Source organism: Candidatus Clostridium radicumherbarum, assembly GCF_045310525.1.
In the GTDB taxonomy this organism is placed as follows: domain Bacteria; phylum Bacillota; class Clostridia; order Clostridiales; family Clostridiaceae; genus Clostridium_AT; species Clostridium_AT radicumherbarum.
Genome location: NZ_JBJHZY010000004.1, coordinates 307,823 through 334,466, shown reverse-complemented (window position 1 = coordinate 334,466; position 26,644 = coordinate 307,823). Strand labels below are relative to the sequence as shown.

The 26,644-nt window shown below is 33.8% G+C and carries 22 protein-coding genes, 1 riboswitch and 2 other annotated features (1 of these 25 only partly in view); of the genes, 15 read left to right on the top strand and 7 right to left on the bottom strand.

Going from position 1 to position 26,644, the window contains the following annotated elements:
* Positions 1–157: 157 nt before the first annotated feature.
* From ACJDUH_RS17550 to ACJDUH_RS17535, 4 genes are all read left to right on the top strand, one after another.
* Positions 158–1,225 carry a carbamoyl phosphate synthase small subunit gene (locus tag ACJDUH_RS17550; protein WP_406766506.1) on the top strand — a complete coding sequence of 356 codons (1,068 nt, stop codon included), beginning with the start codon at positions 158–160 and terminating at the stop codon, positions 1,223–1,225.
* Entirely contained in the window at positions 1,215–4,421 is a 3,207-nt protein-coding gene (gene carB / locus ACJDUH_RS17545; RefSeq protein ID WP_406766505.1) for a carbamoyl-phosphate synthase large subunit, read from the top strand. Before ACJDUH_RS17550 ends, carB begins: the two co-directional genes overlap by 11 nt.
* 172 nt (positions 4,422–4,593) lie before the next feature.
* On the top strand, positions 4,594–5,028 hold the full coding sequence (locus tag ACJDUH_RS17540) for a DUF6414 family protein (protein ID WP_406766504.1): 435 nt from the start codon (positions 4,594–4,596) through the stop codon (positions 5,026–5,028).
* 99 nt (positions 5,029–5,127) lie between these two features.
* On the top strand, positions 5,128–7,188 hold the full coding sequence (locus ACJDUH_RS17535) for a thioredoxin domain-containing protein (RefSeq protein WP_406766503.1): 2,061 nt from the start codon (positions 5,128–5,130) through the stop codon (positions 7,186–7,188).
* 100 nt (positions 7,189–7,288) lie between these two features.
* Here the strand turns inward: ACJDUH_RS17535 and ACJDUH_RS17530 are convergent, their stop codons facing one another.
* The 3 genes from ACJDUH_RS17530 to ACJDUH_RS17520 are packed head-to-tail and all read right to left on the bottom strand — an operon-like array spanning position 7,289 to position 9,473.
* Entirely contained in the window at positions 7,289–8,011 is a 723-nt protein-coding gene (locus tag ACJDUH_RS17530; protein WP_406766539.1) for an amino acid ABC transporter ATP-binding protein, read from the bottom strand.
* 2 nt (positions 8,012–8,013) lie between these two features.
* Positions 8,014–8,664 carry an amino acid ABC transporter permease gene (locus tag ACJDUH_RS17525; RefSeq protein WP_406766502.1) on the bottom strand — a complete coding sequence of 217 codons (651 nt, stop codon included), beginning with the start codon at positions 8,662–8,664 and terminating at the stop codon, positions 8,014–8,016.
* 29 nt (positions 8,665–8,693) lie between these two features.
* Complete coding sequence (locus tag ACJDUH_RS17520; protein WP_406766501.1) at positions 8,694–9,473, bottom strand: transporter substrate-binding domain-containing protein; 780 nt, start codon at positions 9,471–9,473, stop codon at positions 8,694–8,696.
* Between the two features lie 231 nt (positions 9,474–9,704).
* Positions 9,705–9,927 (top strand) — a binding site (T-box leader).
* A 51-nt stretch (positions 9,928–9,978) separates the two neighbouring features.
* On the opposite strand from ACJDUH_RS17520, the gene argS reads away from it, so the two are divergent.
* Positions 9,979–11,670: an arginine--tRNA ligase gene (argS, locus tag ACJDUH_RS17515; RefSeq protein ID WP_406766500.1), complete on the top strand. Its 1,692-nt coding sequence runs from the start codon at positions 9,979–9,981 to the stop codon at positions 11,668–11,670.
* A gap of 109 nt (positions 11,671–11,779) precedes the next feature.
* Entirely contained in the window at positions 11,780–12,577 is a 798-nt protein-coding gene (locus ACJDUH_RS17510; protein ID WP_406766499.1) for a ribonuclease H-like domain-containing protein, read from the top strand.
* Between the two features lie 20 nt (positions 12,578–12,597).
* On the opposite strand, the gene ACJDUH_RS17505 is transcribed toward ACJDUH_RS17510, so the two are convergent.
* From ACJDUH_RS17505 to ACJDUH_RS17495, 3 genes are all read right to left on the bottom strand, one after another.
* On the bottom strand, positions 12,598–12,750 hold the full coding sequence (locus ACJDUH_RS17505; RefSeq protein ID WP_406766498.1) for a FeoB-associated Cys-rich membrane protein: 153 nt from the start codon (positions 12,748–12,750) through the stop codon (positions 12,598–12,600).
* Between the two features lie 74 nt (positions 12,751–12,824).
* A complete protein-coding gene (feoB, locus tag ACJDUH_RS17500; protein WP_406766497.1) occupies positions 12,825–14,597 on the bottom strand; it encodes a ferrous iron transport protein B in 1,773 nt (590 codons plus the stop codon).
* A gap of 13 nt (positions 14,598–14,610) precedes the next feature.
* A complete protein-coding gene (locus ACJDUH_RS17495; protein ID WP_406766496.1) occupies positions 14,611–14,838 on the bottom strand; it encodes a FeoA family protein in 228 nt (75 codons plus the stop codon).
* Between the two features lie 387 nt (positions 14,839–15,225).
* Between ACJDUH_RS17495 and pflB the strand changes: the two genes are divergently transcribed.
* The 9 genes from pflB (at position 15,226) to ACJDUH_RS17450 (ending at position 25,032) form a co-directional block, all read left to right on the top strand.
* Complete coding sequence (gene pflB, locus ACJDUH_RS17490; protein ID WP_406766495.1) at positions 15,226–17,448, top strand: formate C-acetyltransferase; 2,223 nt, start codon at positions 15,226–15,228, stop codon at positions 17,446–17,448.
* A gap of 39 nt (positions 17,449–17,487) precedes the next feature.
* On the top strand, positions 17,488–18,210 hold the full coding sequence (pflA, locus tag ACJDUH_RS17485) for a pyruvate formate-lyase-activating protein (RefSeq protein ID WP_406766494.1): 723 nt from the start codon (positions 17,488–17,490) through the stop codon (positions 18,208–18,210).
* Between the two features lie 123 nt (positions 18,211–18,333).
* Positions 18,334–18,446: riboswitch (SAM riboswitch) on the top strand.
* 118 nt (positions 18,447–18,564) lie between these two features.
* On the top strand, positions 18,565–19,533 hold the full coding sequence (locus tag ACJDUH_RS17480; protein ID WP_406766493.1) for a methionine ABC transporter ATP-binding protein: 969 nt from the start codon (positions 18,565–18,567) through the stop codon (positions 19,531–19,533).
* On the top strand, positions 19,523–20,179 hold the full coding sequence (locus ACJDUH_RS17475) for a methionine ABC transporter permease (RefSeq protein WP_406766492.1): 657 nt from the start codon (positions 19,523–19,525) through the stop codon (positions 20,177–20,179). The genes ACJDUH_RS17480 and ACJDUH_RS17475 overlap by 11 nt, the downstream gene beginning before the upstream one ends.
* Before the next feature lie 29 nt (positions 20,180–20,208).
* Complete coding sequence (locus tag ACJDUH_RS17470) at positions 20,209–21,024, top strand: MetQ/NlpA family ABC transporter substrate-binding protein (RefSeq protein WP_406766491.1); 816 nt, start codon at positions 20,209–20,211, stop codon at positions 21,022–21,024.
* 141 nt (positions 21,025–21,165) lie between these two features.
* The gene (locus ACJDUH_RS17465) at positions 21,166–21,897 is read left to right on the top strand and encodes an HAD-IB family hydrolase (RefSeq protein ID WP_406766490.1); all 732 of its coding nucleotides are present in this window, start codon (positions 21,166–21,168) and stop codon (positions 21,895–21,897) included.
* Between the two features lie 15 nt (positions 21,898–21,912).
* Positions 21,913–22,593, top strand: coding sequence for a ribonuclease H-like domain-containing protein (locus tag ACJDUH_RS17460; protein ID WP_406766489.1), 681 nt, complete (start codon positions 21,913–21,915; stop codon positions 22,591–22,593).
* A 173-nt stretch (positions 22,594–22,766) separates the two neighbouring features.
* Complete coding sequence (ade, locus tag ACJDUH_RS17455) at positions 22,767–24,464, top strand: adenine deaminase (RefSeq protein WP_406766488.1); 1,698 nt, start codon at positions 22,767–22,769, stop codon at positions 24,462–24,464.
* 16 nt (positions 24,465–24,480) lie between these two features.
* The gene (locus ACJDUH_RS17450) at positions 24,481–25,032 is read left to right on the top strand and encodes a nucleotidyltransferase family protein (RefSeq protein WP_406766487.1); all 552 of its coding nucleotides are present in this window, start codon (positions 24,481–24,483) and stop codon (positions 25,030–25,032) included.
* Positions 25,033–25,084: 52 nt separating this feature from the next.
* Here the strand turns inward: ACJDUH_RS17450 and proS are convergent, their stop codons facing one another.
* Positions 25,085–26,527, bottom strand: a complete 1,443-nt coding sequence (gene proS, locus ACJDUH_RS17445) for a proline--tRNA ligase (protein WP_406766486.1) — start codon at positions 26,525–26,527, stop codon at positions 25,085–25,087.
* A 45-nt stretch (positions 26,528–26,572) separates the two neighbouring features.
* Positions 26,573–26,644, bottom strand: a binding site (T-box leader); it runs 134 nt beyond the window's last position.

The following is a 26,644-nucleotide window of genomic DNA, read 5'->3' as shown; positions in this document are numbered from 1 at the left end:
ATGATAAAAATAATATAAAATATGCAGAAATTGAAAAATGGACAAGGGTATTGGAGACTTGATATCAGAAGCAGCCTATGTAAACCAGAAGCAGGGCAATAAAAAAATGAAGCCAGATTACTTTAAGTTGGTCCTGTGAGACCAGAAAGGACAATTTATGAAAGCAAAACTTGTTTTAGAAAATGGAATTACATTTGAAGGAAATATGTTTGGATATATGGGAGAAAGTGTGGGAGAGGTCGTTTTCAATACAGGAATGACAGGGTACCAGGAAGTGCTGACTGACCCCTCTTATTATGGTCAGATAGTCACCATGACTTACCCTCTCATAGGAAACTATGGGATAAATCTTGACGACATGGAATCCAGGTTCACAAAAGTGAAGGGATTCATAGTGAGGGAGAACTGCTTAAGGTCCAGCAATTTTAGATCAGAACTGGAACTTGAAGACTATTTGAAGCAAAATAGGGTAACCGGTCTAGAAGGAATAGACACAAGGGCACTGACCAAGGTGTTAAGAAACAACGGTACCATGAAGGGAATAATCACAACCTTTGATATGCCCTCTGAGGAAATTAAATATAAGCTGGAGGCTTTTTCAAATAAGGATGCCATAGAAAATGTTACTGTTAAAGAAAAGTACTCTATAGGAAACGGGGAAAAACACATAGCCATCATTGATTTTGGGATAAAGCAAAACATTATAAACTCATTCCTGAATAGAAATTGTTCTGTCACAGTCTTTCCGGCAGATACTGGGTATGAAGACATTCTGATGGAAGACCCCGACATGATATTTTTGTCCAACGGGCCTGGAGACCCGGAGGATTTAACAACAGCAATAGAAAATATAAGAAAACTTATAGGGAAAAAGCCCATAGTAGGAATATGCCTGGGGCATCAACTGCTAGCCTTGGCACTAGGGGGGAAGACCGCTAAACTCAAGTTTGGACATAGGGGCTGTAACCATCCTGTCAAGGATATTGAGGAGAACAGAGTTCATATAACATCCCAAAACCATGGATATTATGTTAATGTACTGCCTAATGACATGAAAATAACCCATGTAAATGTAAATGACGGTACCATTGAGGGGATGAGGCATAAAAGCTTACCTATATTCTCAGTTCAGTTCCACCCTGAAGCATGTCCGGGTCCTAAGGACAGCGGCTATATATTTGATAGATTTTTAGAATATGCAGGAGGTACATCATATGGCGCTTAATAAAGATATAAAAAAAGTTCTGGTTATAGGTTCTGGCCCTATAATAATAGGACAAGCAGCGGAATTTGATTACTCCGGGACCCAGGCCTGCCAGGCACTGAGGGAAGAAGGCATAGAGGTTGTATTGGTAAACAGCAATCCTGCCACCATAATGACAGATAGTGAAGTTGCCAATAAGGTATATATGGAACCTTTGACTGTAGATTTTATTGAAAAGGTAATTATAAAAGAAAGGCCAGACAGCCTTCTTGCAGGCATGGGCGGCCAGACTGGGCTCAATATGGCGGTGGAGCTTTATGATAACGGCATACTCAAAAAATATGGTATAAAAGTGATAGGCACCCCTATTGAATCCATAAAAAAAGGCGAAGACAGGGAACTTTTCAGAGAGGAAATGAAGAAGATTGGTCAGCCCTGCATAGAAAGCGAAATAGTCACCAGTATTGAAGAGGGAAAGGCTTTTGCAGAAAAAATAGGCTACCCTGTCATAGTGAGGCCCGCATATACCCTGGGAGGGACCGGTGGCGGGATAGCCGGTAATGAGGATGAGCTCCAGGAGATTTTATCCTCAGGGTTGCAGCTAAGCTCCATTGCTCAAGCTCTGGTGGAAAAGAGTGTTAAGGGCTGGAAGGAAATAGAGTATGAGGTAATGAGGGACGCTTATAGCAGCTGTATCACAGTATGTAATATGGAAAACATCGACCCAGTAGGTATACACACCGGGGATAGCATAGTAGTGGCGCCCAGCCAAACTCTTTCGGACAAGGAATACCAGATGCTTAGGAGCGCATCCATAGACATCATAAATGCCATTGGAATAGAAGGCGGCTGTAATGTCCAGTTTGCTCTAAATCCATATTCATTTCAATATGCTGTCATAGAAATAAATCCCAGAGTCAGCCGTTCATCGGCACTGGCATCTAAGGCAACAGGTTACCCTATAGCCAAGGTGGCGGCCAAAATAGCGCTGGGATATGGGTTGGATGAAATAAAAAATACAGTTACACAAAAAACATATGCATGTTTTGAACCTTCACTGGACTATGTGGTGGTCAAAATACCCAAGTGGCCCTTTGATAAATTCCGTGATGGGGACAGGAAGCTGGGTACAAAGATGATGGCCACAGGGGAGGTAATGTCGATCGGCAGCAATTTTGAGGCTGCATTTTTAAAGGCAATACATTCCTTGGAGGTTAAAAGGAATTCCCTGGTGGATGAAAAGTTCAAACTATTAAGTATGGACGAGTTAAAGGTCAGGGTTATGACTCCCGATGATGAAAGGATTTATGCACTGGCTGAGATAATAAGAAGAGGATATAAGACGGAACGGGTAGCAGAAATCACCGGGGTGGACAGATTCTTTATAGAAAAGCTTAAGTGGATAGTCGATGAGGAGACAAAGCTGGGTAGCAGCAAGATAGGCGATATCAGCAAGGAGAAACTGCTCATGTTAAAAAGAAAAGGCTTTTCCGATAAGGGGATAGCAGACTTACTTGGTATCAGCCCAGATGATATATACAATCTTAGAAATATATGGGGGGTACAGCCTTCCTATAAAATGGTGGACACCTGTGGAGGGGAGTTTGAAGCATTTTCCCCATACTATTATTCCACATATGAAACTTATGATGAGGTTGAGGTTTCTGATAGAAAAAAGGTACTTGTAATAGGCTCGGGCCCCATAAGAATCGGACAAGGAATTGAGTTTGACTATGCATCCGTTCACTGTGTCAAGGCACTAAGAAGGCTGGATATAGAAACCATAATAGTCAACAATAATCCCGAAACAGTAAGCACCGATTTTGACATATCTGATAAACTGTATTTTGAACCCCTTACCGAAGAGAATGTGTTAAACGTTGTGGAAAAGGAGAAACCTAAGGGGGTTATCCTCCAGTTTGGTGGTCAGACAGCCATAAAGCTGGCAAATTTCCTGAAGTCAAAGAATATACCTACATTGGGTACAACCGCTGACCAGATAGATATGGCAGAAGACAGGGAAAAATTTGATGCCCTCCTGGAGAAACTCAATATTCCAAGGCCAAAAGGGAAAGCTATTTGGAATATTGAGGAAGGAATAACCGGGGCTTACGAACTTGGTTATCCTGTGCTTGTAAGACCGTCCTATGTACTCGGAGGACAGGGGATGGAGATAACATACGATGAAAGGGAGCTGAGGCATTATCTTGAGAATGCCTTTGAGAATGACAGCAAGAATCCGATACTAGTTGACAAATACCTGATGGGAAGGGAAATCGAAGTTGATGCTATTTCAGATGGGGGAAACGTGCTTATACCTGGAATTATGGAGCATCTTGACAGGGCAGGGATTCATTCAGGGGACAGCATAACCATGTACCCCAGTCAAAACATAAACCCTGAGATAAAATCAAAAATATTGAAGTATACCAAAGCCATTGCCCTGGATATTGGAATTAAGGGAATGATAAATATACAATTTGTTGAACATGATAACGAGCTGTATATAATAGAAGTAAATCCTAGGGCTTCCCGGACTGTGCCATATATAAGCAAAGTAAGCGGAGTGCCAATAGTTGAAATAGCAACAAGGGTTATGCTGGGCGAAAAACTGGTTAATATAGGCTATGGCATTGATATATATAAAGAACCTGAGCTAATCTCCATAAAGGTGCCGGTATTCTCAACTCAAAAACTTCCCAATGTGGAAGTATCCTTAGGGCCAGAGATGCGCTCCACAGGCGAGGTGCTGGGAGTCGGGAAAACCCTGGAGGAGTCGTTGTACAAGGGTTTTGCCGCAGCAGGCATGTGCATTGATAATAAGAAAGGGGTCATACTGGCAACCATAAATGACCATGATAAGGAAGAGTTTTTGCCAATTGCTAGGAAGATATATGATGCAGGATATAAATTTTTGGCAACAAAAAATACTTCAAGGTTTTTAAATGATAATGGCATAGAAGCTAATGAGGTAAGAAAGCTCAGAGAGGAGCATCCTAATATAATGGATGTAATAAAGAATAGGGAAGTTGATCTGGTAGTAAACACCCCCACGAAGGTAAATGACTCCACACGGGACGGCTTTCATATAAGAAGAGCAGCGGTAGAGAGAAATATTCAGGTAATCACATCTCTTGATACCTTTAAGGCGCTGGTAGATGTCAGGGTAGAAGGTATAGAGCTTGGGAAGATCAATGTATACAATCTGGTGATGTAATAAATAAAAGGCATTCAGCTCTAGTCGTGCATAAAAATCTTTAATAAAGCCTTTACTGAAAAGAAGCTGGGTTCAGACATGAACCCAGCTTCTAGTTTTAAAAAGGAAATTTAGTTAACCTCAGCACTATGCTGTTAATACTATGTATTATAGCAATTAAAAGGAGTAATGTATGGTTAATGGTATACCAATTTATGTAAATCAAGATTTGGTATTGGACTTGACAGCATTAATGTTTGGCGGATTTGAAGAAAGTAGAGATGTTAGGAATCGTGGCATGATAGAAGATATAGTTCTTAATACAAATTCTTCTAATATAGTATTAACTGTAGATTTAAATGATTTTTCAAATAAAAATGCTTACGTATATGATTTAGCACATTCAGAATTAAGGGTTCTGGGAAAGGTTTCAAGAATTGTAGATGAAAATAATTATTTTGATTTACTAAGAAAAACGGCTACAAGCGATTACTATAATAGATTCCTGGAATCTTTAGCCCCTTACTTAGAGGTACTGAATATTAATGGGATATTGGTGCCAGATGAATTTACTACGAAGGTAAATGGACCAGGGCTTATTGTTATACCTATTGCCATATATGTTTAGAATGACAAGCAAGCTGGTTCTTTTTGCTACATTACTTTTGTATTAAAGTTATTTTTTAATCACAAACTATAAGGAAATCTATTAAGAGGATGTGATAAGTTGGTAACTGAAAATAAACATAAAACAACAAATAAATTGATTAATGAGAAATCACCATACTTACTTCAACATGCCCATAACCCAGTAGATTGGTATCCATGGGGAGCAGAAGCGTTTTCTAGGGCGGTTTCAGAAGATAAACCAATATTTCTTTCCATAGGTTATTCTACTTGTCATTGGTGCCACGTAATGGAAAGGGAATCCTTTGAGGATGATGAAGTTGCAGAAGTTCTGAACAAATATTTTATTTCAATAAAAGTAGATAAGGAAGAAAGACCTGACATCGACAGTATATATATGTCAGTATGTCAGGCTTTAACTGGAAGCGGCGGCTGGCCTATGACAATTCTTATGACTTCAGATAAAAAACCTTTTTATGCTGGTACATACTTTCCTAAAATAAGTAAGTACGGACGCCCAGGACTTATGGATGTATTATATTCTGTAGAAGAGGCGTGGAGAACTAGAAAAGAGGATTTAATTAACTCCAGTAAAACTATAGTTGATGCTGTTTCTAAATCAGAATATATAAGTAATAAAGAAAAGCTTAGCGAAGATACCCTAAAGAAGGGCTATAAAGAGCAAAGAAATAATTTTGATCCTACATTTGGTGGTTTTGGAAATTCACCAAAGTTTCCGATTCCTCATAATCTTTTATTTTTACTTAGATACAACTACAGCTTTAGTGATAAAGAGTCACTAGAAATAGTTGAGAAAACCTTAGAAAGTATGTATAAGGGTGGCATATTTGACCATATTGGCTTTGGCTTTTCAAGATACTCAGTTGACAGAAAATGGCTAGTACCACATTTTGAAAAGATGCTTTATGATAATGCGCTTCTTGCTTTGGGTTATACAGAGGCTTTTCATGCTACAAAAAAGGAATTTTATAAAGAAGCAGCAGATAAAATATTTACCTATATATTAAGAGATATGACTTCACCTGAAGGTGGATTTTTTTCTGCAGAGGATGCAGATTCAGAGGGCATTGAAGGGAAGTTTTATCTGTGGGATTATAAAGAAGTAATTAATATTTTAGGGGACGAGGATGGAAGTCTTTTTTGCAAGTATTATGATATTACCTTAGATGGCAATTTTGAAAAGAAAAACATACCTAATTTGATTTCAATGGATTTACATGAAATTGAAGATGATAAAATATTAAAAAGTAAACTTGAAAATCTAAGAGCCAAATTGTTTGAAGAAAGAGAAAAGAGGATTCATCCCCATAAAGATGATAAAATTCTTACTTCCTGGAATGGACTAATGATTGCTGCACTTTCATATGGAGGCAGGGTTTTAAAAAATAATAACTATATTGATGCTGCCAGAAGTGCAGTTAAATTTATATTTAAAAATTTAGTAAGAGAAGATAGTCGGCTTCTGGCTAGATATAGAGATGGAGAGGCAGCACATCTAGGGTATTTAGAGGATTATGCATTTTTGATTTGGGGACTAATTGAGCTATATGAAAGTACATTTGAAACTGAATATTTAAGTAAGGCACTAGAGCTCAATAGTGAAATGTTAATACTATTTTCTGATGAGAAGGGTGGATTCTACTTATACGGAGCTGATTCAGAGGAATTAATTATAAGACCAAAGGAAATATATGATGGTGCACTACCATCTGGAAATTCTGCAGCAGCTTATAATCTTATAAGGCTAGCAAGAATTACTGGGGACAGCACATTAGAAGAAGAAGCACAAAAGGTATTTGACACTTTTGCAGGAACTATCTCGAATAATCCAAGCAACTATTCATTAGCTCTAATAGCTTGTATCTTTAACTTTAAAGATACAAAGGAAATTGTTATAGCTGGAGATAAAAAAGACCCTGATACGCAAAAGTATATGGAAATTATTAATGAAAAATATTTACCTTTATCTACATTAATATTAAATAATAAAAATGAAAACACATTAGAAAAATTTAAATCCTTAAATGATAAACAAATGCTTGGAAATAAATCAACAGTATATATCTGTCAGAATTTTACCTGCGGTATACCTATAAATGATGAGAATGGGCTTAGGGATGCGCTTAATGGAAGTACTTAATATTTTAAAGAGTGCGCATAAATAAACTTTTAAATGTTGGTTACGAATATTATAATATAAAGCAAATTTAAAACAAGTAAATAAGAGACTTTAAGTTTGGTTAAAGAACCTTACTTAAAAAGTCTCTTGTTCTTTCACTTTTAGGTGAATTAAATATTTCTATTGGTTTTCCTTCTTCTACTATATAACCGTCATCCATAAAAATTACCCTATCACTAACTTCTTTTGCAAAGCCAATTTCATGGGTAACAACAACCATAGTCATGCCTTCAGCAGCTAAATCCTTCATAACTTGCAGTACTTCACCAACCATCTCAGGGTCTAAAGCTGAGGTAGGTTCATCAAATAACATAATTTGGGGTTCCATTGCTAAAGCCCTAGCTATAGCTACCCTTTGCTTTTGCCCTCCTGATAATTTATTTGGGAATTCCTTAGCTTTATCCTTTAAACCTACTTTTTCTAATAGCTTAAGTGCCTTTTCTTCAGCGGTTTTTTTGTTGAATTTTCTTAAAGTAATAGGGGCAAGAGTAATATTTTCTAAAACGGTAAGATGGGGAAATAAATTAAAGGCTTGAAATACCATGCCTAATTTTTCTCTTAACTTATTTGCATTTAGCTTCTTATCATATAAATCCTGATTCTTAACTATAACATTTCCACCATCAAGTTCTTCCAATCTGTTTAAGCATCTAAGCATAGTGCTTTTTCCTGAACCAGATGGGCCTATTAAACATAGTACTTCGCTTTGTTCAACATGAAAATTAATACCTTTTAAAACTTCTACTCCAGCAAAATTTTTCTTTACATCTTTAACTTCAATAATACTCATATTCTAACCTTCCTTTCTATATATCTTGAAGTATAACTTATTATTGTAATAATAATGAGATAAAAGGCACCAACTATTGTCCAAATTTGAAAGGCCTTATAGGTAGAGGCAACTATAATTTCACCGCTTTGAGTTAGTTCTCTTATTCCAATTACAGTTAAAAGAGAGGTATCTTTTAAAGAGATTATAAATTGATTTATGATTGCTGGTATCATATTTCTTATAGCCTGTGGAAGAATAACCTTTTGCATAGCCTGCCTGTAGGATAAACCAAGGCTTCTGGAGGCTTCAAACTGACCTTTATCTACAGCTAATATTCCTCCTCTAAAAATTTCTGACATATATGCTCCTGCATTTGCTCCGATGGTAACAATTCCGGCAGTAATAGCAGACATTTTTAAGGCAAAGGCGCTTGGAAGGCCAAAATATATAAAGAAGGCTTGAACAATAAGGGGAGTACCCCTTATTATATCAATATAAATAGTTGCAATAAGTCTTAATATTTTAGAGGTACTAATTGACATAAGACCAAATAATAAACCTAATGTAGTTGCTAAACAAATTGATGTGGCAGTAATCTTTAATGTTACTGCTAAGCCTGAAAATAAACTGGGTAGACTATCTTTTAAAAGTAATATTAAATCCAAGTTGTATCAGCTCCTTAAAACCCATGAAATTATTTTTTAATATACTTAGCCACAATTTTATCGTATTCACCGCTTGCTTTAAGCTTTTTTAGACCATCATTAAACTTTGATAATAATTCTTTATTTTCACCTTTCTTTACTGCAAAGCCATAATCACTTTTTGTTACTTTCTCTAATAGAGCTAAACCTGAATTTGGATCAGAGGAAATCATATAAGCAACCACAGGGTAATCCTCAAAACATACATCTGCATTGCCATTTTTAACTTCTTGAAACATAGAAGGAGTATCATTAAAATATTTTATAACAGCACTAAACTTATTTGTATTATCTTCAGCATATTTTGCACCTGCGGTACCTTTTTTTACAGAGAAGGTTTTTCCTTTTAAATCCTCCAGGGTTTTTATTTGAGAATTTCCTGCTTTTATAACAGCCGATAATCCAGATTCAAAATATGCATCCGAAAAATCTAAAGCTTTTTTCCTTTCCTCAGTAATACTCATTCCTGCAATAGCCCCATCTATTTGATTTGCTTGAAGAGCGGGTATGATACCCTTAAAATCCATTGCAGATAATTCGTAATTAAAACCTTCTAATTTGGAAATAGCAGCCAACAAATCAATATCTATACCTGTGTATTTTCCATCTTTCTGAAATTCAAAGGGTGCATAAGTTGCATCGGTGGCGATAATATACTTTTTGGCAGTCTTTGTGGAATTACTATTTACAGTAGAGGTAGCCTGTCCACAACCACCTAGTAAGGATAGCGTAACTATTGATAAAATAACCATTGATAAGTTTTTTTTCATTTTAAACAGCCCCTTTCAAAATAAGGAATAGATTATCCATAGACTTTATACTATCAGAGAAAAATGCAAGTGTCAATATGAATAATTGCAAAAATCAATCAAATCAAAATTTTAAATGGAAAAGAATCGTTTCGGAAAATAATATCAATTAAAGGTTTTTTATAGGAGATTGAGAAATGTATATTGACAGCAATAAATTAAAATAGTATAATGTAGTGTAAATATTTATAATTAAATTCTATGATGAGAAAAGTACTTTTTTAGATTTCTTAAAGAGAGCAGGGCATTGGTGGAAGCTTTGCAGAATATGAAAAAGGAAGAGAGCCTCTAAGAAGCTGCCTGAAGTTTAATTTATGTGTAGGGCAAGCCGCTAATTGCGTTAAGATTTCGAGTGGATATAAGTTATTTATATCAACTAGAGTGGTACCACGGAAATGTCATACCCGTCTCTATATTTTTAGAGACGGGTTTTTTTACATACAAAAATAAGAATGGAGAGGATTTTATGGACTACAAAAAATTAGTAGCAGAGAAAATAAAAGAGCAGGTTGATTTAGACCTAAGTACAATAGAAAAATTAATAGAGCTTCCTCCAAGACCTGAAATGGGGGATTATGCTTTTCCATGTTTTCAGCTTTCAAAAACTATGAGAAAAGCTCCTCATATGATTGCAGAGGAACTTAAAAATAAGATAGACAAAGATGGTTTTGAAAAGATAGAGAGCCAGGGACCTTACTTAAATTTCTTTATGGATAAAGCTGCCTTTGTAAAGCAAACAATTGGAGAGGCGCTTAAAGAAAATGAAGATTACGGCTCTTCAAAAATTGGGGAAGGAAAAAATGTAATTGTTGAATATTCTTCTCCTAATATAGCAAAGAATTTTCATATAGGTCACCTTAGTACTACTGTTATAGGAAATTCCTTATATAGAATTCTGAATTTTGAAGGCTATAATTCCATTGGAATAAATCATCTAGGAGATTGGGGAACTCAATATGGAAGGCTAATAACAGCTTATCATAGATGGGTAGATGAAGAAGCACTTCATACTAATGCTATTCGTGAACTAGAAAGACTTTATGTTAAGTTCTATGAGGAAGCTGAAAAGGATCCTTCTCTAGAAGATGTAGCTAGAAAGCATTTTAAAAATCTTGAAGATGGCTGCGTAGAAGAAGTTACTTTATGGAATGAATTTAAAGAGCTTAGTTTAAAAGAATTTAATAGAGTATATGAAATGCTAAATGTTCATTTTGACTCCTATGCTGGTGAAAGCTTTTACAGTGACAAAATGGATGCTGTTGTAGATGAGTTGCAGGAAAAGGGCTTATTAGTAGAAAGCAATGGTGCCAAGGTAGTAATGCTGGATAAGTACAACATGCCGCCTTGTATTATTAAAAAATCTGATGGAGCTACTATATATGCTACTAGAGATTTAGCTGCAGCCATGTACAGGAAGAAAACCTATGACTTTTATAAAAATATCTATGTAGTAGGAAACTCACAGGCCCTGCATTTTAAGCAGGTGTTTACAACTATTAAGTTAATGGGACATGATTGGGCAGATGATTGTAAACATGTTGGCTTCGGACTTGTAAAGTTCTCAGAAGGTAAATTTTCTACTAGAAGCGGAAATGCAATATACTTAGAAGAATTACTTAATGAGTCAGTTGTAAAGGCCCTTGAGGTTATAAATGAGAAAAATCCAAATTTAGAAAACAAAGAAGAAGTTGCCAAGAAAATAGGTATAGGTTCTATCATATTTACCTATTTAAAGAACAACAAGGAGAAGGACATCATATTTGATTGGAAGGAAATGCTTAACTTCGAAGGTGAAACTGGTCCTTATGTACAATATACCTATGCTAGGGGCAGGAGTATTATGAGAAAAGCTGTAGATATTACTGCTGAGGCAGACTACAGTAAAATGACTTCTGCTGAAGAATTTGAATTAGCTAAGGAGATATCAAGATTCCAGGATGCTATTCTACTCGCAATTGATAAACTTGAGCCATCAATTATAACAAGACATGTTATTGAAATTGCAAAAGCCTTTAATAAATTTTATAATTCTCACAGCATTTTAAATGCAGAGGATGCCGGACTTAAGAAAGCAAGATTAAATTTAGTTGAAGCTACCTGCCAAGTAATTAAAAACGGTTTATGGTTAATCGGACTTGATGTAGTAGAAAAGATGTAATATAAGCTCCATAGAGTAAAACTAATAACTCTATGGAGTTTCCTATTTAAAAAAGTACTATTTTAGTATATAATCTTTTTGTAGCTTAAGAAAGTAATTGGAGGAAGTAATGTATATTAGAGAGTACACAGATAAAATAAAAATTGAAGCAGATATCATTGAAAAATATAATATGCATAATATTGCATATTTTGATATTGAAACAACAGGTTTTGAAAAGGATAAGGACTATATAATACTTATATCATTAGGATATTATAATGAAAAAGGTCAATTTAGTATTAAACAATATTTCGCTGAAGAACTTATTGATGAAGTAGAAATTTTATATGCCTTCGCTAAGGATATAGTTAAGTTTAATAGATGGTGTTCCTATAATGGGGTCGCTTTTGATGAGCCCTTCATAGCTAAGAGAATGGAAAAAAATAATATTCACTGCAGTCTTCCAATTGAACATATAGACTTATATAGAATAATTAGACCTTATTATAAACAATTAGGTATGGAAAGGTGCAACCTTAAAACGGTTGAAAAATATTTAGGGGTTAACAGGGAAGATCAAATAGATGGCGGAATGAGTGTTGAACTATATTATAAATATTTAGAAACTAAAGAAGACGAGTTAAAAGATATTATAATGCTGCACAATTATGAAGATGTATTAAATTTACCTTTAATCTTTAAAATTATTTATAAAGTTGAAAATAGCAGCTCTATAATTAGAGAAGACAGCATAACTGAGAAACAGCTAAAGTTTTTAAAAAGCTTGATTAAAAAGAATAATATTGAAGTATCTTTTGAAGTAGAAAGAGTGTCAAAAAAAGCAGCTTCTAAAATAATAGATGCCATTTTAAAAGGTAATATAAATAGCAGTGAAATAAGCAATATGGTAAGCAGCAGCTATTAAAAGAAAAAAAGTAGGGAATCCTACTTTTTTTCTTTATGCATCATATATTTTGGACAGCTCTTTGAACAGCTGCCGCAGTTACATTCTCCTGAGGTGCTCTTTTTTAAGTTTTTATAGAAAATGGAAACTGCAATAGCTATTATTAGTACTGTAAAAATTATTTCAACTGTCATAAGATCACACTCCCTTTATATTATTTCTTTAGCAATTTATATTTTTGCTTCTTACTCGAATTTATTAAATCAAATTATATTAATTTAACAATAATATTCCCGAGATTATAAACAAGAAAAGATACTATCCAAGCTAATACCAGCTGGTAAGTTACAGAAAATGCTGCCATTTTACCGCCGTATTCCTTTTTCATAGTTGCAATTAAAGATATACATGGTGTATAAAGTAAAACAAAAACTAAGAAGCTGTAAGCTGAAAGTGGTGTAAACACAGTTGGTAGAACTGAAGATAAGTTATTACCATATATTACACCCATGGTACCTACAACAACTTCTTTTGCCATAATACCTGCAATTAATGCCACGGAATTTTGCCATGAGGCAAAGCCTAAAGGTATAAATAGAGGACTTACGGCCTTACCTATATAAGATAAGAAGCTATTGTTGATATCTGTAAATCCATTAAAATTAAAATTGGACAAAAGCCATACAATAATAGATATGGAAAAAATAATTGTTCCGGCTTTCTTTAAGAAGCCTTTACCTTTTTCCCATGTATGCATTATTAAGCCTTTTGCTTCGGGAAGCTTGTATTCAGGAAGCTCTATAATAAATGGCTCATCATCTTTTTTGAAGATAGTATTTTTAAATAATATACCTATTATAAAGGCTATTATGACCCCTAGCGCATAAAGAGATGCAACCACCAGGGATTCACGACCTTTAAAGAAGGCTGCAGCAAAAACCAAGTAAACTGGCAATCTTGCGTTACAAGACATTAGCGGTACAAGTAGTGCTGCTAGCTTTCTATCTTTTTCGCTTTCAAGTGTTCTAGCAGACATAACTCCTGGCACGGAACAACCAAAGCCTATAATGAGAGGTATAAATGCCTTGCCTGAAAGCCCCATTTTTCTTATTATTCTATCCATAATAAAAGCTACTCTTGCCATGTAACCGCTGTCTTCTAAAAAGGAAATACAAAAGAATAGTATCATAATAACAGGCAGAAACACTATTACTGAACCTACACCGCCTATTATTCCATCAATAATTAATGATTTAAACCAGCCGCTGCTGCCCTTTAAGAGAGTTTCCACTGCTGGAACAAAATAGTTATTTAATAAGGTTTGCAAAAAATCAGCTAGAGGCTTTCCAGCCCAAGTAAATGTAACTTGAAATATAAAAAATAAAATAATTGCTAAAATAGGATAAGCTAAATATTTATTTATTAATACTTTATCGATTTTTTCAGTTGTAGTAAGCTCTCCACTTTTCCTATATCTAATACAGTCCCTTAATACATTTTCTATATAAGTATAGGTTTCTTTTTCGTTTTGAAATTGATAATTATTATCAATAGGAAGACTTAAAAAATCAGAACTTTTTAGAAGTTCCTTCAACTTATTTATGCCTTTTCCTTTAGAAGCTATAATTGGTATAATTGTAACACCGAGTCCTTTTGCAAGTTTATCAAAATCAATATCAATTCCTTTAGCTTCAGCAGCATCAAGCATATTTAATACTAAAACAATAGGTATGTTAAATTCTTTAAGCTGCATTGTAAGATATAAGTTTCTATTTAAACTAGAGGCATCAACTATGTTTATGATTAAATCTACATTTCCATTTTGCAAAAATTCCTTAGAAACCTTTTCTTCATTTGAGTAGGTGTCCATTGCGTATATTCCGGGTAAGTCTACAATCTTAATGTCCTTCTCTAAATAACCCTCTTTCTTTTCTACTGTAACACCAGCCCAATTTCCTACATGTTGATTTGAACCAGTTAGAAAATTAAATAGAGTGGTTTTACCTACATTTGGGTTTCCGAGTAATGCAGCAATTTTCATAGGTCAGCCTCCTTTATTTTATGCTAGTTATTACAATGTTTCTTGCATCCTTTTTTCTAATAGCTAAGTCAAACCCTCTGAAATTTATTAATATGGGATCCCCTAGAGGAGCTGCAGCCTTTACTAATACTTCAGTCCCTTCAATTGCTCCTAATGCAAGTAATCTTTTTGCTAGTTTCTCGTCACCAATAATATTGCTTACATAAGCTTTCTCGCCAGGTCTTAAATCGTAAATGCTCATTATTACCACCTCATACTGAAAATCATTCTCAAATAAATAATAACATGCTGTATTATTACTGTCAATAGTTTTGTTCGATTAGTCAATTAAAAAGTATTGTTTTGCAGAAGTTGGATTTTTAAAACTATAAATAATATTATAATTGTTTAAAAATTTACAAGATTTAAACTAAACTGTGAATTTAATTTAATTTGGTATGTCATAAATAAAATTAATAAGTAATTATTATCAATTAGCATAGAAAAACGAAGAGAATGATACAGAAAATTAAACTGTTATAGTTTAAATAGAAAAAATGGCTTAAAAACAGATAAATTTACTATTGATACAGATAGAAATATACTATATAATAGTGAATGTAAAAAGAGAAAGTAAGGAGTGAAGTTTATGTTTAAACAATGGGAAGGTTTTATTGAAGGAAATTGGATGAATGAAATAGATGTCAGAAATTTCATTCAACAAAATTATACAGTTTATGATGGTGATAAAAATTTCTTGGCTGGAATTACAGATAAAACAAAGAAGATTTGGGATGAATGCAGCAAACTTATATTAGAAGAAACAAAAAAAGGAATCCTAGATGTTGATACTGAAAATGTATCAGGTATAGATGCCTTTGCACCAGGATATATTGATAGAGAAAATGAAGTTATAGTTGGACTGCAAACAGATGCTCCTTTAAAGAGAATTACAAATCCATGGGGCGGAATTAGAATGGCAGAACAATCCCTTGAATCCTATGGATACAAGATTAGTAATGAAATGCACGAAATATTTACAAAATATAGAAAGACTCATAATCAAGGAGTATTTGATGCTTATACAGAAGAAATAAGAGCTGCCAGATCAGCTGCTGTTCTTACTGGTCTTCCAGATGCTTATGGTAGAGGAAGAATAATAGGCGACTATAGAAGAATAGCTCTATATGGTATGGATTTCTTAATTGAAGAAAAGAAAAAAGATCTAAAGAATCTTAAAGGCGATATGCTTGATGAATTAGTAAGATTAAGAGAAGAACTTAATGAGCAAATAAGAGCCTTAGGAAAAATAAAGAACATGGCAGCTTCTTATGGAGTTGATATATCACAGCCAGCTACTAATGCAAAGGAAGCAGTACAAGCAGTATACTTTGGATATCTTGCAGCAATAAAAGAAAATAACGGTGCTGCAATGTCACTTGGAAGAACAAGTACATTCTTAGATATATACATTGATAGAGATTTACAAGCAGGTTTAATAACTGAAGCAGAAGCACAAGAAATTATTGATCAATTTATAATCAAATTAAGACTTGCTAGACATTTAAGAACACCAGAATACAACGATCTATTTGCTGGAGATCCTACTTGGGTTACTGAATCAATCGGTGGTGTTGGTGAAGATGGAAGACCATTAGTAACTAAGAACTCATACAGATATTTACACACACTAATCAACCTAGGAACAGCTCCTGAACCAAACATGACAGTACTTTGGTCACAAAACTTACCAGAGAACTTTAAGAAATTCTGTGCTGATATGTCTATATTAACTGACTCAATTCAATATGAAAATGATGACGTTATGAGACCTATCTATGGAGATGACTATGCAATTGCTTGCTGTGTATCTGCAATGAAAGTTGGAAAGCAGATGCAATTCTTCGGAGCGAGATGCAACCTAGCTAAATCATTACTTCTAGCAATCAATGGTGGAGTAGATGAAAAGAAAGGTATTGTTGTTGTTCCAGGAATTGAACCAATAACAGATGAAGTATTAGATTATGATAAGGTATTAGCTAACTACTTCAAAGTATTAGAATATGTAAGCAAAGTTTACGTTGATGCAATGAATATAATTCACTTCATGCATGATAAATATGCTTATGAAGCATCACAAATGGCATTACATGATACAAAGGTTGGAAGACTAATGGCATTTGGTATAGCAGGATTCTCAGTTGCAGCAGATTCCTTAAGTGCTATAAAATACGCAAAAGTTAAGCCTATTAGAGAAAATGGAATAACTGTTGACTTTGAAGTTGAAGGAGAATTCCCTAAATACGGAAATGACGATGACAGAGTTGATAGTATTGCTGTAGCATTAGCTGAAAGATTCTCAAATGAACTTAAGAAACACCCGCTTTATAGAGATGCTCAGCATACATTATCAGTTTTAACTATAACTTCAAACGTTGTTTACGGTAAGAAGACAGGTTCCACACCTGATGGAAGAAAAGCCGGAGAAGCATTTGCACCAGGAGCTAACCCAATGCATGGCAGAGATTTAGAAGGAGCTCTTGCATCACTTAATTCAGTAGCTAAGGTTCCATATTCATGCTGCCAGGACGGGGTATCCAATACCTTCTCTATACTTCCAGACGCATTAGGAAAGGATTCAGAATCCAGAATCAATAACCTAGTAGCAGTTATGGACGGATACTTTGGACAAAATGCTCACCACTTAAACGTAAATGTATTAAATAGAGAAACATTAATGGATGCAATGGAACACCCAGAAAAGTATCCAACATTAACAATAAGAGTTTCTGGATACGCAGTTAACTTTAATAGATTAACAAAAGCTCAGCAAAAGGAAGTTATAAGCAGAACATTCCATGAAAAAATGTAAGTAAATTATACTTTGTAAAAATTTGAAGGAGGGGATTCCATGATTAAAGGTAGAGTACACTCAATAGAAAGTATGGGTTTGGTGGATGGTCCTGGAGTTAGAACTGTAGTTTTTCTACAAGGCTGTAAGCTTAGATGCGCTTATTGCCATAATCCTGACACATGGGCAAGAGATGGTGGAACTGAAATGACACCAGAAGAACTAATGAAAAAGATACTTCGCTATAAGCCTTACTTTGAAAGATCTGGTGGTGGAGTTACCTTTTCAGGAGGAGATCCTCTTCTTCAGCCTGAATTTTTACTAGAAATGCTAAAGCTCTGCAAGGAAAATAATATTCATACCACCTTAGATACAGCTGGTTATGGCTTTGGAGAATATGAAGAAATATTGAAATACACTGATTTAGTTTTACTTGATATAAAGCATGTAGATGATATAGGCTATAAAAATCTTACTGGAAGAAGTAAGCAAGGACTTAATCAATTTCTTGCAGCTTTAGAAAAGACTGATGTTAAGATATGGATTAGACATGTAGTTGTGCCAGGCATTACTGATTCTGAGGAACATATGAAAAAATTGCAGGAAATCATTAAAGAAATTAATAATGTAGAAAAAGTAGAATTGCTGCCGTACCATACACTAGGTGTAACGAAGTATGAAAAGTTAGGCATCTCTTATAGACTCTCCGGTGTAGAAGCTATGGATAAAGATGATACAAAGCAATTTGAGGCAAAAATTAATAGAAATATAAAAACTGCATAAATTATTTTTAAAAGTTGCAAATGGCTATTGACTTTCAATTTTAAAGGTACTATAATATAAACAATAAATGAATGATTTGACATTGTAAAATGTTAAATTGCTAAAGTGGAAAAACTTAATATGGACTTATCTAGAGAGGTGGAGGGACTGGCCCTATGAAGCCCGGCAACCGGTATTATTTATAATACAATGGTGCCAATTCCTGCAGTATTCTTTTGAATACTGATAGATGAGCGAAACAGACAGGTTTATTAAAACCCGAGGTTTCCTCGGGTTTTATTTTTTTATATCAGTTTAGAATAATAATCAATAACTACTGAGATTATTTATTAATTATAGGGATAGGAGAGTCGTATGATAGAGATAAGTGAAGTTTCAAAGAGCTTTTCAAAGGTTAAAGTTCTTAATAACATTAGTTTAAAAATTGAAGAAGGTGATATATTCGGTATAGTTGGCCACAGTGGTGCAGGTAAATCAACACTACTAAGATGTTTAAATGGTCTAGAAAAATATGATTCTGGCAGCATTAACATAATGGATAAAGAAGTAGGAAAATTATCTGTTAAAAAGCTTAGAATATTTAGAAAAGAATTAGGAATGATTTTTCAAAACTTTAATCTTTTAAATAGAAGAAATGTTTATGAAAACATAGCACTACCACTTCAAATGTGGGGATACAAAAAAGAGGATATAAAAAAAAGAGTAAATGAATTATTGAAAATGGTGGGTATAGAAGAAAAAGCATTTAGCTATCCAAAGGAATTAAGTGGAGGTCAAAAGCAAAGGGTTGCTATTGCCAGGGCATTAGCACTGCAGCCTAAAATACTTTTATGCGATGAAGCTACTTCAGCGCTAGATCCAAGGACAACAAAATCCATTCTTGAGCTTTTAAGAGATATAAATAAAAAGCTTAATATAACAATAGTTATAGTTACTCATCAAATGGAAGTAATTAAAGAGGTATGTGAAAAGGTTGCACTTATGGAAGGAGGTGAAATAAAGGGAATAGGCGGTGTGGAGGAATTATTTTTAAGGCCAACTAAGGAACTAAAGGATTTAATGGGAGAAGAAGAAATACTTCCAGCAGAAGGTGTTAATATAAAAATTTTCTTTCCTAAAGATTTGAGTCAGCAAAGTATTATAACTTCTATGGCAAGAGAGCTAGATATTGATTTTTCAATTGTTTGGGGCAAATTAGAAAAATTTAGAGAGAACGTGCTGGGAAGCCTAGTAGTTAATGTACATGAGCAAGACAAAGAGAAGATTTTAAAATTTCTAGAAAAGAAAGGAATAAGCTGGGAGGTTGTTTACAATGAACATTAGTGATTTATTTTTACAAATACTGCTGCCTGGGGTATGGGACACTTTATATATGGTTATTTTATCAACTGTTTTTGCTGTTATTATTGGCTTCTTTCCCGCCATAATTATTGTCATAACTGATGAAAAAGGCTTAAGGCCTAACACCATAATCAATAAGGTATTAGATTTTATAATCAATCTATTACGATCTTTTCCTTTTATAATACTTATGATAGCTATTTTTCCTTTTACTAAGTTTGTAGTTGGTACCACTATTGGTAAAAATGCAGCCATTGTACCGCTTACTGTTGGAGCCGCTCCATTTGCAGCTAGAGTTATAGAATCGGCATTTAAGGAAGTGGATTCTGGAATAATAGAAGCAGCAAAAGCTTTTGGAGCAAGTACTTCACAAATAATTTTTAAGGTGATGCTGAAGGAGGCTCTACCTTCAATTGTGCTAGGTATAACTCTTACGGTAATAAGTGTTATAGGCTATTCAGCAATGGCAGGAACCATTGGAGCTGGAGGTCTTGGAGATATTGCTGTAAGGTATGGATATCAAAGGTTTAAAACAGACATAATGATTTACACTGTTATAATACTGATGATAATAGTTCAGTTATTGCAGAGCTTAGGAAATTATGCCTATAAAAAATTAAGTCATTAAAATTATTCATTAATAAGGGGGTTTTATATATGAAAAAGACAATAAGTTTAATATTAAGTGCAGTTTTATTAGTTGGATTAGCAGGATGTAATGCAAAAAAAGATGCAGCTGCAACTGCTCCAAAGGATGATAAAAAAGTAATAACAGTAGGGGCAACTCCTGTACCTCATGAAGAAATTCTTCAAGTTATAAAACCAATATTAGAAAAAAAGGGTTATACCTTGAATATAAAAGAGTTTACAGATTATGTTGAACCAAATATAGCTCTTAATGATGGAGAAATAGATGCAAACTTCTTTCAACATATTCCTTATTTAACAAAGATGAATGAAGATAAGAAACTTAATCTTGACTATACTGTAAAGGTCCATATTGAGCCTATGGGAGTTTATTCAAGGAAGGTTAAAAGCATAAAGGACTTAAAGGCAGGTGCTACAATTGCTGTTCCTAACGATCCTACAAATGAGGCTAGAGCTTTAAGGGTGTTAGAAAGTGCAGGCCTTTTTAAATTAAAGAGCGGCGACCTAGTTACTGCAATAGATATTACAGAGAATCCTAATAAGTATAAAATTAAAGAACTTGAAGCTGCTCAGCTGCCAAGAACTTTAGATGATGTAGATGCTGCAGTTATTAATACAAATTATGCATTAGAAGCAAAGCTGAATCCAACTAAGGATGCTTTAGTATTAGAAGATAAAAGTTCACCTTATGCAAATGTTTTAGCAGTGAGAAAGCAAGACAAAGATAAACCATACATCAAAGCACTTTCTGAGGCTTTAAATTCTCCTGAAGTTAAAAAATTTATTGAAGATAAATATAAAGGCAGCATAATTCCAGCTTTCTAATATAAATAATAGAGCTTAGGCACCTAAAATAAGCCAGATGACACTTCTGATTTATTTTAAGTGTCTATTCTTTTTATAAAAATATAGCATTATAATTGTAAATGTAATATTATAATAATAAAGGTTTAGGTGGAGGAAGGTATGGATAAAAATGTTGGAGCATTTTTTGATATTGACGGCACACTTTATAGAGAAGGACTTATAGCAGAAATCTTTAAGAAATTAGTTAAGTATGAAATAATTGGCCCAGAAAGATGGGTAAATGAGGTTAGACCAGAATATCAAAGATGGGATAAGAGACAGGGAAACTATGATAATTACCTTCTTAAAATGGCTGATATTTATATAGAAGCAATTAAAGGACTTCATAAGTCTCAGGTGGAATTTATAGCTAAAAAAGTTGTAAGCCAAAAGGGAGATAGAGTATATACTTTTACTAGAGACAGAATTAAATGGCATAAGCAGCAGGGACATATTTTAATCACAATCTCAGGAAGCCCAATAGAACTAGTGAAAGAAATGGCACTAAAGCACGGCTTTGATGACTTTAAGGGTGCAGTATATGAAATGGATAGTGAAGATAAATATACTGGTAGTGTAATTCCAATGTGGGATAGTAAAAGTAAAAAAGAGTCCATTAATTACTTTACAGAGAAATACAATTTAGATTTAAGTCAAAGTTTTGCTTATGGGGATACCTCAGGTGATTTTTCCATGTTTGAAATGGTAGCTTATCCTGTTTGTGTTAATCCAACTAGAGAGCTAATAAAGAAGGTTCAGGATTCAGAAGAAATTAGTAAAAAGGCATTAATTGCAGTAGAAAGAAAAGATGTAGTATACAGATTAACATCAGATATGATTCACATTTGTTAAGAAAGAGTGATATTAGTGATAACTAGAAAAAAAGTAATTGAAGCTTCTAAATTCAGTGATGAATTTTCTTTAGCATATGAAAACAATAAAGATATTTATAAAGATGCGTTATTTTTTGACTTAGAACATTATGTTTATAAGAAACCAATTTGTATAGGTGTTTTTGGCTGTGCCTTTTATAATGAAGATGATAAAACTCTAATTGTAACTCAATATATGATTGAAAATAAAAAAGAAGCAAAGGAAATATTACTGCTGGCAGAAAAATATTTTAATGCTATGCAGGAAATTTACAACAAAAAATATTTAATTACTTTTTCAGGTAATAATGATTACACTATGATAAATTATCTGTTTAAACAAAATAAAATTAATATTGATTTACAGGAAAAATATATTGGAATAGATCTGCAAAAAGAATATGAAAAAATTAAAAAAAGTTCTATAGGTCTTAAGAATCTTGAAAAGGAATTTGGTATAAATAGAGATAGTGAGCTAATTAGCGGTTCTAATTTAGCAAAGACTATTTGCAAAATTATAAAAGATGATGATTATATGAATAGAATGCCAAAAGAAAAGAAAGAAAAAATACTATCCTATAATGAACAAGATGTTGTGAGTCTTTTTCATATGTGTATTAATTGGGATAATATTATTAAAATTGAAGAAGAAGAAATTGGTAAGGCTGTGGAATAATATTTTCCTAGCCTTATTTTTATAATGGTAATAAAAAATATTTGCTCAAGCATAAATTAAATAAGAAACTTTATATTAAGGATAATTATATGGCATAGTTAAAATATTATGATATAATAGAGAAAATATTTATAATAGGGGAAGTATACAATCTTATTTGGGGGGATAGAGTAATGCTTAATTTAAAAAATGATATTGCAATAGCTGCAGGTAATATGGCTGCGCCTTTAGTACTAAAAAATGTAAAAATAGTAAATGTGTTTAGCCAAACGATTGAAGAAAATGATATAGCAATTAATGGTGATAAAATAGTTGGTATTGGCAAATATAATGGAACTAATGAAATAGATTGCAGTGGACTTTATGCTGCACCAGGATTTATTGATGCTCATGTTCACATAGAATCTTCAATGGTAACACCTGAGGTATTTTCTCACCTTTTAATCAGGAAAGGAGTAACTACAGCAGTTGTAGACCCACATGAAATTGCAAACGCCTTAGGCAAAAAAGGCATAGATTTTATGCTGGAAAACAGTAAAAAAAGTGTTATGGATTTGTTTTTTATGCTTCCTTCCTGCGTACCTTGCACTAAATTTGAGGATTCTGGCGCAGTACTTTTAGCCGAGGATTTAAAAAGTTATATAAATGAGGAAAAAGTTCTGGGCCTTGGTGAGGTTATGGATTCTCCAGCAGTAATAAACGGTGATACTGAAATGCTAAAAAAGCTTGAGGCTTTTGAAAATAAGCTTATTGATGGTCACTGCCCAGGTATTAATGAGAAGTGGCTTAATGCCTATCTTTGCTCCCATATAAAAACAGATCATGAAAGTTCAACTTATGAAGAGGCATTAGTAAAGGTACAAAGAGGAATGTATGTTATGCTGAGGGAGGGTTCTGCTACAAGAAACCTTAAGGATCTTTTACCTGGTGTAAATAACAATAACTATAGCAGATTTTTATTCTGTACTGACGACAGGCATATTCATGATTTAATTGAAGAGGGTACCATAGATAATTCAATAAGGCTGGCTATTGAAGAAGGTTTAGATCCAATTAAGGCATATACCATTGCCTCCTATAATGCAGCACAGTGTTATGGCTTAAGAGATAGAGGAGCAATTGCACCAGGCTATAAAGCAGATTTAGTTATTTTTGAAGATTTAAATAAACTTAAAATTAAAAGTGTTTTAAAACAAGGGAAAATATATGATGAAGATATAACCTATTCTACCTATAATCTTGGCTCTTCTGTTAATCTTAATAGTGTAACTTCAGAAGATTTTAAAATAAAGTTAAGGGGAGAATATGTAAATACCATAAAGCTAGTTCCTCATTCTGTGGAAACTAGAATAGGTAAAAGAAAAGTAAGGGATGAAAATGGTATTGTAAAAGCAATAGAATGTGATGAATATTTAAAAATTGCAGTATTCGAGAGACATAAAAATACTGGGAAAAAAGCAGTTGGATTTATAGAAGGCTTTGGACTTAAAAATTGTACTATAGCTCAGAGCATTGCCCATGATTCACATAATATTATTGTAATAGGAGATAATGATGAAGATATGGCACTTGCAGTGAATACTATTATAAAGCTGCAGGGTGGAACCGTAATTGTGTCTAAGGGGGAAGTGCTTGGGGAATTAAGTCTTCCTATTGGAGGTCTTATAACTTCAGATGACCCTTATATTGTAGCAGGAAAAGTTAAGAGCATGTCTAAAATTGCAAGGGAGCATGGTGTAAAAGGAGATTTTGATCCTTTCCTTACTTTAGGCTTTATGTCACTTCCTGTTATTCCTGATATAAAAATTACTACAAGGGGTATTTTTAATTATGAAAAATTTGACTTTGTAGATATTTTTACTGAAGTATAATTTAAGGTGATTAAAAATGTTTATAAGAGGAATAATTCTTGGAGCAGGTAAAGCAAGCAGAATGGGCTATAATAAACTAGCTATTAAAATAGAAAACAGTACAATTGTGCAAAGGGTAATTGAGAATGCTAAGGCATCTAAACTAGATGAACTTGTGTTTATAACTGGTAAATATGATATTTTTACAGATATTATAAAGTTTCAAAATGAAGAATATGAAACAGGTATGAGCACTTCTATTATAAAGGGGCTTCAAGGCTTTAAGGGAGAGGCTGTTATGATACTTCTCGGGGATATGCCTTTTGTAAGCAGTGATATAATAAATATACTTTATGACGGTTTCATAAAGAGTAATAAAAACATAGTAGTGCCTGTAAATGAAAGTAAAAGAGGAAATCCAGTTATTATTGGCAAAAAATATTTTAAAGACCTATTAAATAACGAAGGAGACAAAGGAGCAAGAGATATAATAAAGAATAATCCTGAAGATGTTTTACAGATTGAAATTGAAGATAGAGGTATTTTTATAGACATTGATGATGAAAATGCTGTAGGAAAGTTTTTATAATATGAAAGTGCCATTATGCAAAATTAATTTTACATAAAGGCACATTTTTTTATTAATATGCTCTACCCCAGTAAACTAGCTTTTTAGCTGGTTTTCCGCAGCAAACACAAGTATCTGCTACACTTTCCTGCTCAAAAGGCATACATCTTGAAGTAGCTCCTGCTGCTTCTTTAATAGAATCTTCACAAGCTCTGTCACCGCACCACATAGCCTTAACAAAGCCAAGCTTACTGTCTAATATTTTATTAAACTCTTCCATATTAGCTGCGATGCTTGTTTTTGTGATTTGTGCAGTCCTTGCTTTTTCTAATAGGGATCTTTGAATATCCTCTAATATCTCTGGGACTTTAGATTCTAATTCCTCTAATGAAACTACTATTTTTTCACGATTATCTCTTCTAACTAAAACAGCTTGATTATTTTCAATATCCTTTGGACCAATTTCAAGACGCAGAGGAATTCCCTTCATTTCATATTCACTGAATTTCCAACCTGGCATTTTATCACTGTTATCCATTTTAACTCTTGCAACCTTTGATAATGTATCCTTAATTTCTGCAGCCTTTTCAAGCACTCCTGCTTTATGCTGTGCAATAGGGATAATCATTAATTGTGTTGGAGCAATTTTTGGTGGTAGTACAAGGCCGCTATCATCTCCATGAACCATTATTAGTGCACCAATTAGTCTAGTAGTCATACCCCAAGAGGTTTGATGTACATATTGAAGCTTACCATTCTTATCGGCATATTGAATATTAAAGGCCTTTGCAAAACCATCACCAAAGTTATGTGAAGTTCCACACTGAAGTGCTTTTCCATCATGCATTAAGCTTTCAATGGTATAAGTAGCCTCAGCACCTGCAAATTTTTCCTTGTCAGTTTTTCGACCTTTAACAACAGGTATAGCTAAATATTCTTCGCATAGTCTAGCATATACATTTAACATTTTTATAGTTTCTTCTTGAGCTTCCTCAGCTGTAGCATGAGCTGTATGACCTTCCTGCCATAGGAATTCAGTTGTACGAAGGAAAGGACGTGTGGTTTTTTCCCATCTGACAACTGAACACCATTGATTGTATAGCTTTGGTAAGTCTTTGTAAGATTGAATTATTTTAGAATAGTGGTCACAAAACAGTGTTTCAGAAGTTGGACGTACACATAATCTTTCTGTTAATTCCTGATTCCCTCCATGAGTTACCCAAGCTACTTCTGGAGCAAAGCCTTCAACATGGTCAGCTTCTTTTTGAAGAAGGGATTCTGGAATAAACATTGGCATATATACATTCTCGTGACCAGTTTCCTTAAACATAGCATCTAAATTTTTTTGTATGTTTTCCCATATTGCATAGCCATAAGGCCTTATAACCATACAGCCTCTTACGCTTGCATAGTCAACTAATTCAGCTTTTTTTACAACATCTGTATACCATTGAGCAAAATCTTCATCCATTGGAGTAATTGCTTCAACTAATTTTTTCTCTTTTTCTTTACTCATAATCTTCCTCCTGAATTTTTATATAATAAAAGCCTCCAATCCCTAAAAAGGGACCGAGGCTAATTTTCGGCGGTACCACCCTAATTGATGCATAAGCATCCTCTTAAGTCTATTTAT

Excerpts from the sequence above, each read along its gene's own strand:
- ACJDUH_RS17550 (WP_406766506.1), top strand. The coding sequence starts at position 158 with ATGAAAGCAAAACTTGTTTTAGAAAATGGAATTACATTTGAAGGAAAT.
- carB (WP_406766505.1), top strand. The coding sequence starts at position 1,215 with ATGGCGCTTAATAAAGATATAAAAAAAGTTCTGGTTATAGGTTCTGGC.
- ACJDUH_RS17540 (WP_406766504.1), top strand. The coding sequence starts at position 4,594 with ATGGTTAATGGTATACCAATTTATGTAAATCAAGATTTGGTATTGGAC.
- ACJDUH_RS17520 (WP_406766501.1), bottom strand. The coding sequence starts at position 9,473 with ATGAAAAAAAACTTATCAATGGTTATTTTATCAATAGTTACGCTATCC.
- argS (WP_406766500.1), top strand. The coding sequence starts at position 9,979 with ATGGACTACAAAAAATTAGTAGCAGAGAAAATAAAAGAGCAGGTTGAT.
- ACJDUH_RS17510 (WP_406766499.1), top strand. The coding sequence starts at position 11,780 with ATGTATATTAGAGAGTACACAGATAAAATAAAAATTGAAGCAGATATC.
- ACJDUH_RS17505 (WP_406766498.1), bottom strand. The coding sequence starts at position 12,750 with ATGACAGTTGAAATAATTTTTACAGTACTAATAATAGCTATTGCAGTT.
- feoB (WP_406766497.1), bottom strand. The coding sequence starts at position 14,597 with ATGAAAATTGCTGCATTACTCGGAAACCCAAATGTAGGTAAAACCACT.
- ACJDUH_RS17495 (WP_406766496.1), bottom strand. The coding sequence starts at position 14,838 with ATGAGCATTTACGATTTAAGACCTGGCGAGAAAGCTTATGTAAGCAAT.
- pflB (WP_406766495.1), top strand. The coding sequence starts at position 15,226 with ATGTTTAAACAATGGGAAGGTTTTATTGAAGGAAATTGGATGAATGAA.
- pflA (WP_406766494.1), top strand. The coding sequence starts at position 17,488 with ATGATTAAAGGTAGAGTACACTCAATAGAAAGTATGGGTTTGGTGGAT.
- ACJDUH_RS17480 (WP_406766493.1), top strand. The coding sequence starts at position 18,565 with ATGATAGAGATAAGTGAAGTTTCAAAGAGCTTTTCAAAGGTTAAAGTT.
- ACJDUH_RS17475 (WP_406766492.1), top strand. The coding sequence starts at position 19,523 with ATGAACATTAGTGATTTATTTTTACAAATACTGCTGCCTGGGGTATGG.
- ACJDUH_RS17470 (WP_406766491.1), top strand. The coding sequence starts at position 20,209 with ATGAAAAAGACAATAAGTTTAATATTAAGTGCAGTTTTATTAGTTGGA.
- ACJDUH_RS17465 (WP_406766490.1), top strand. The coding sequence starts at position 21,166 with ATGGATAAAAATGTTGGAGCATTTTTTGATATTGACGGCACACTTTAT.
- ade (WP_406766488.1), top strand. The coding sequence starts at position 22,767 with ATGCTTAATTTAAAAAATGATATTGCAATAGCTGCAGGTAATATGGCT.
- ACJDUH_RS17450 (WP_406766487.1), top strand. The coding sequence starts at position 24,481 with ATGTTTATAAGAGGAATAATTCTTGGAGCAGGTAAAGCAAGCAGAATG.
- proS (WP_406766486.1), bottom strand. The coding sequence starts at position 26,527 with ATGAGTAAAGAAAAAGAGAAAAAATTAGTTGAAGCAATTACTCCAATG.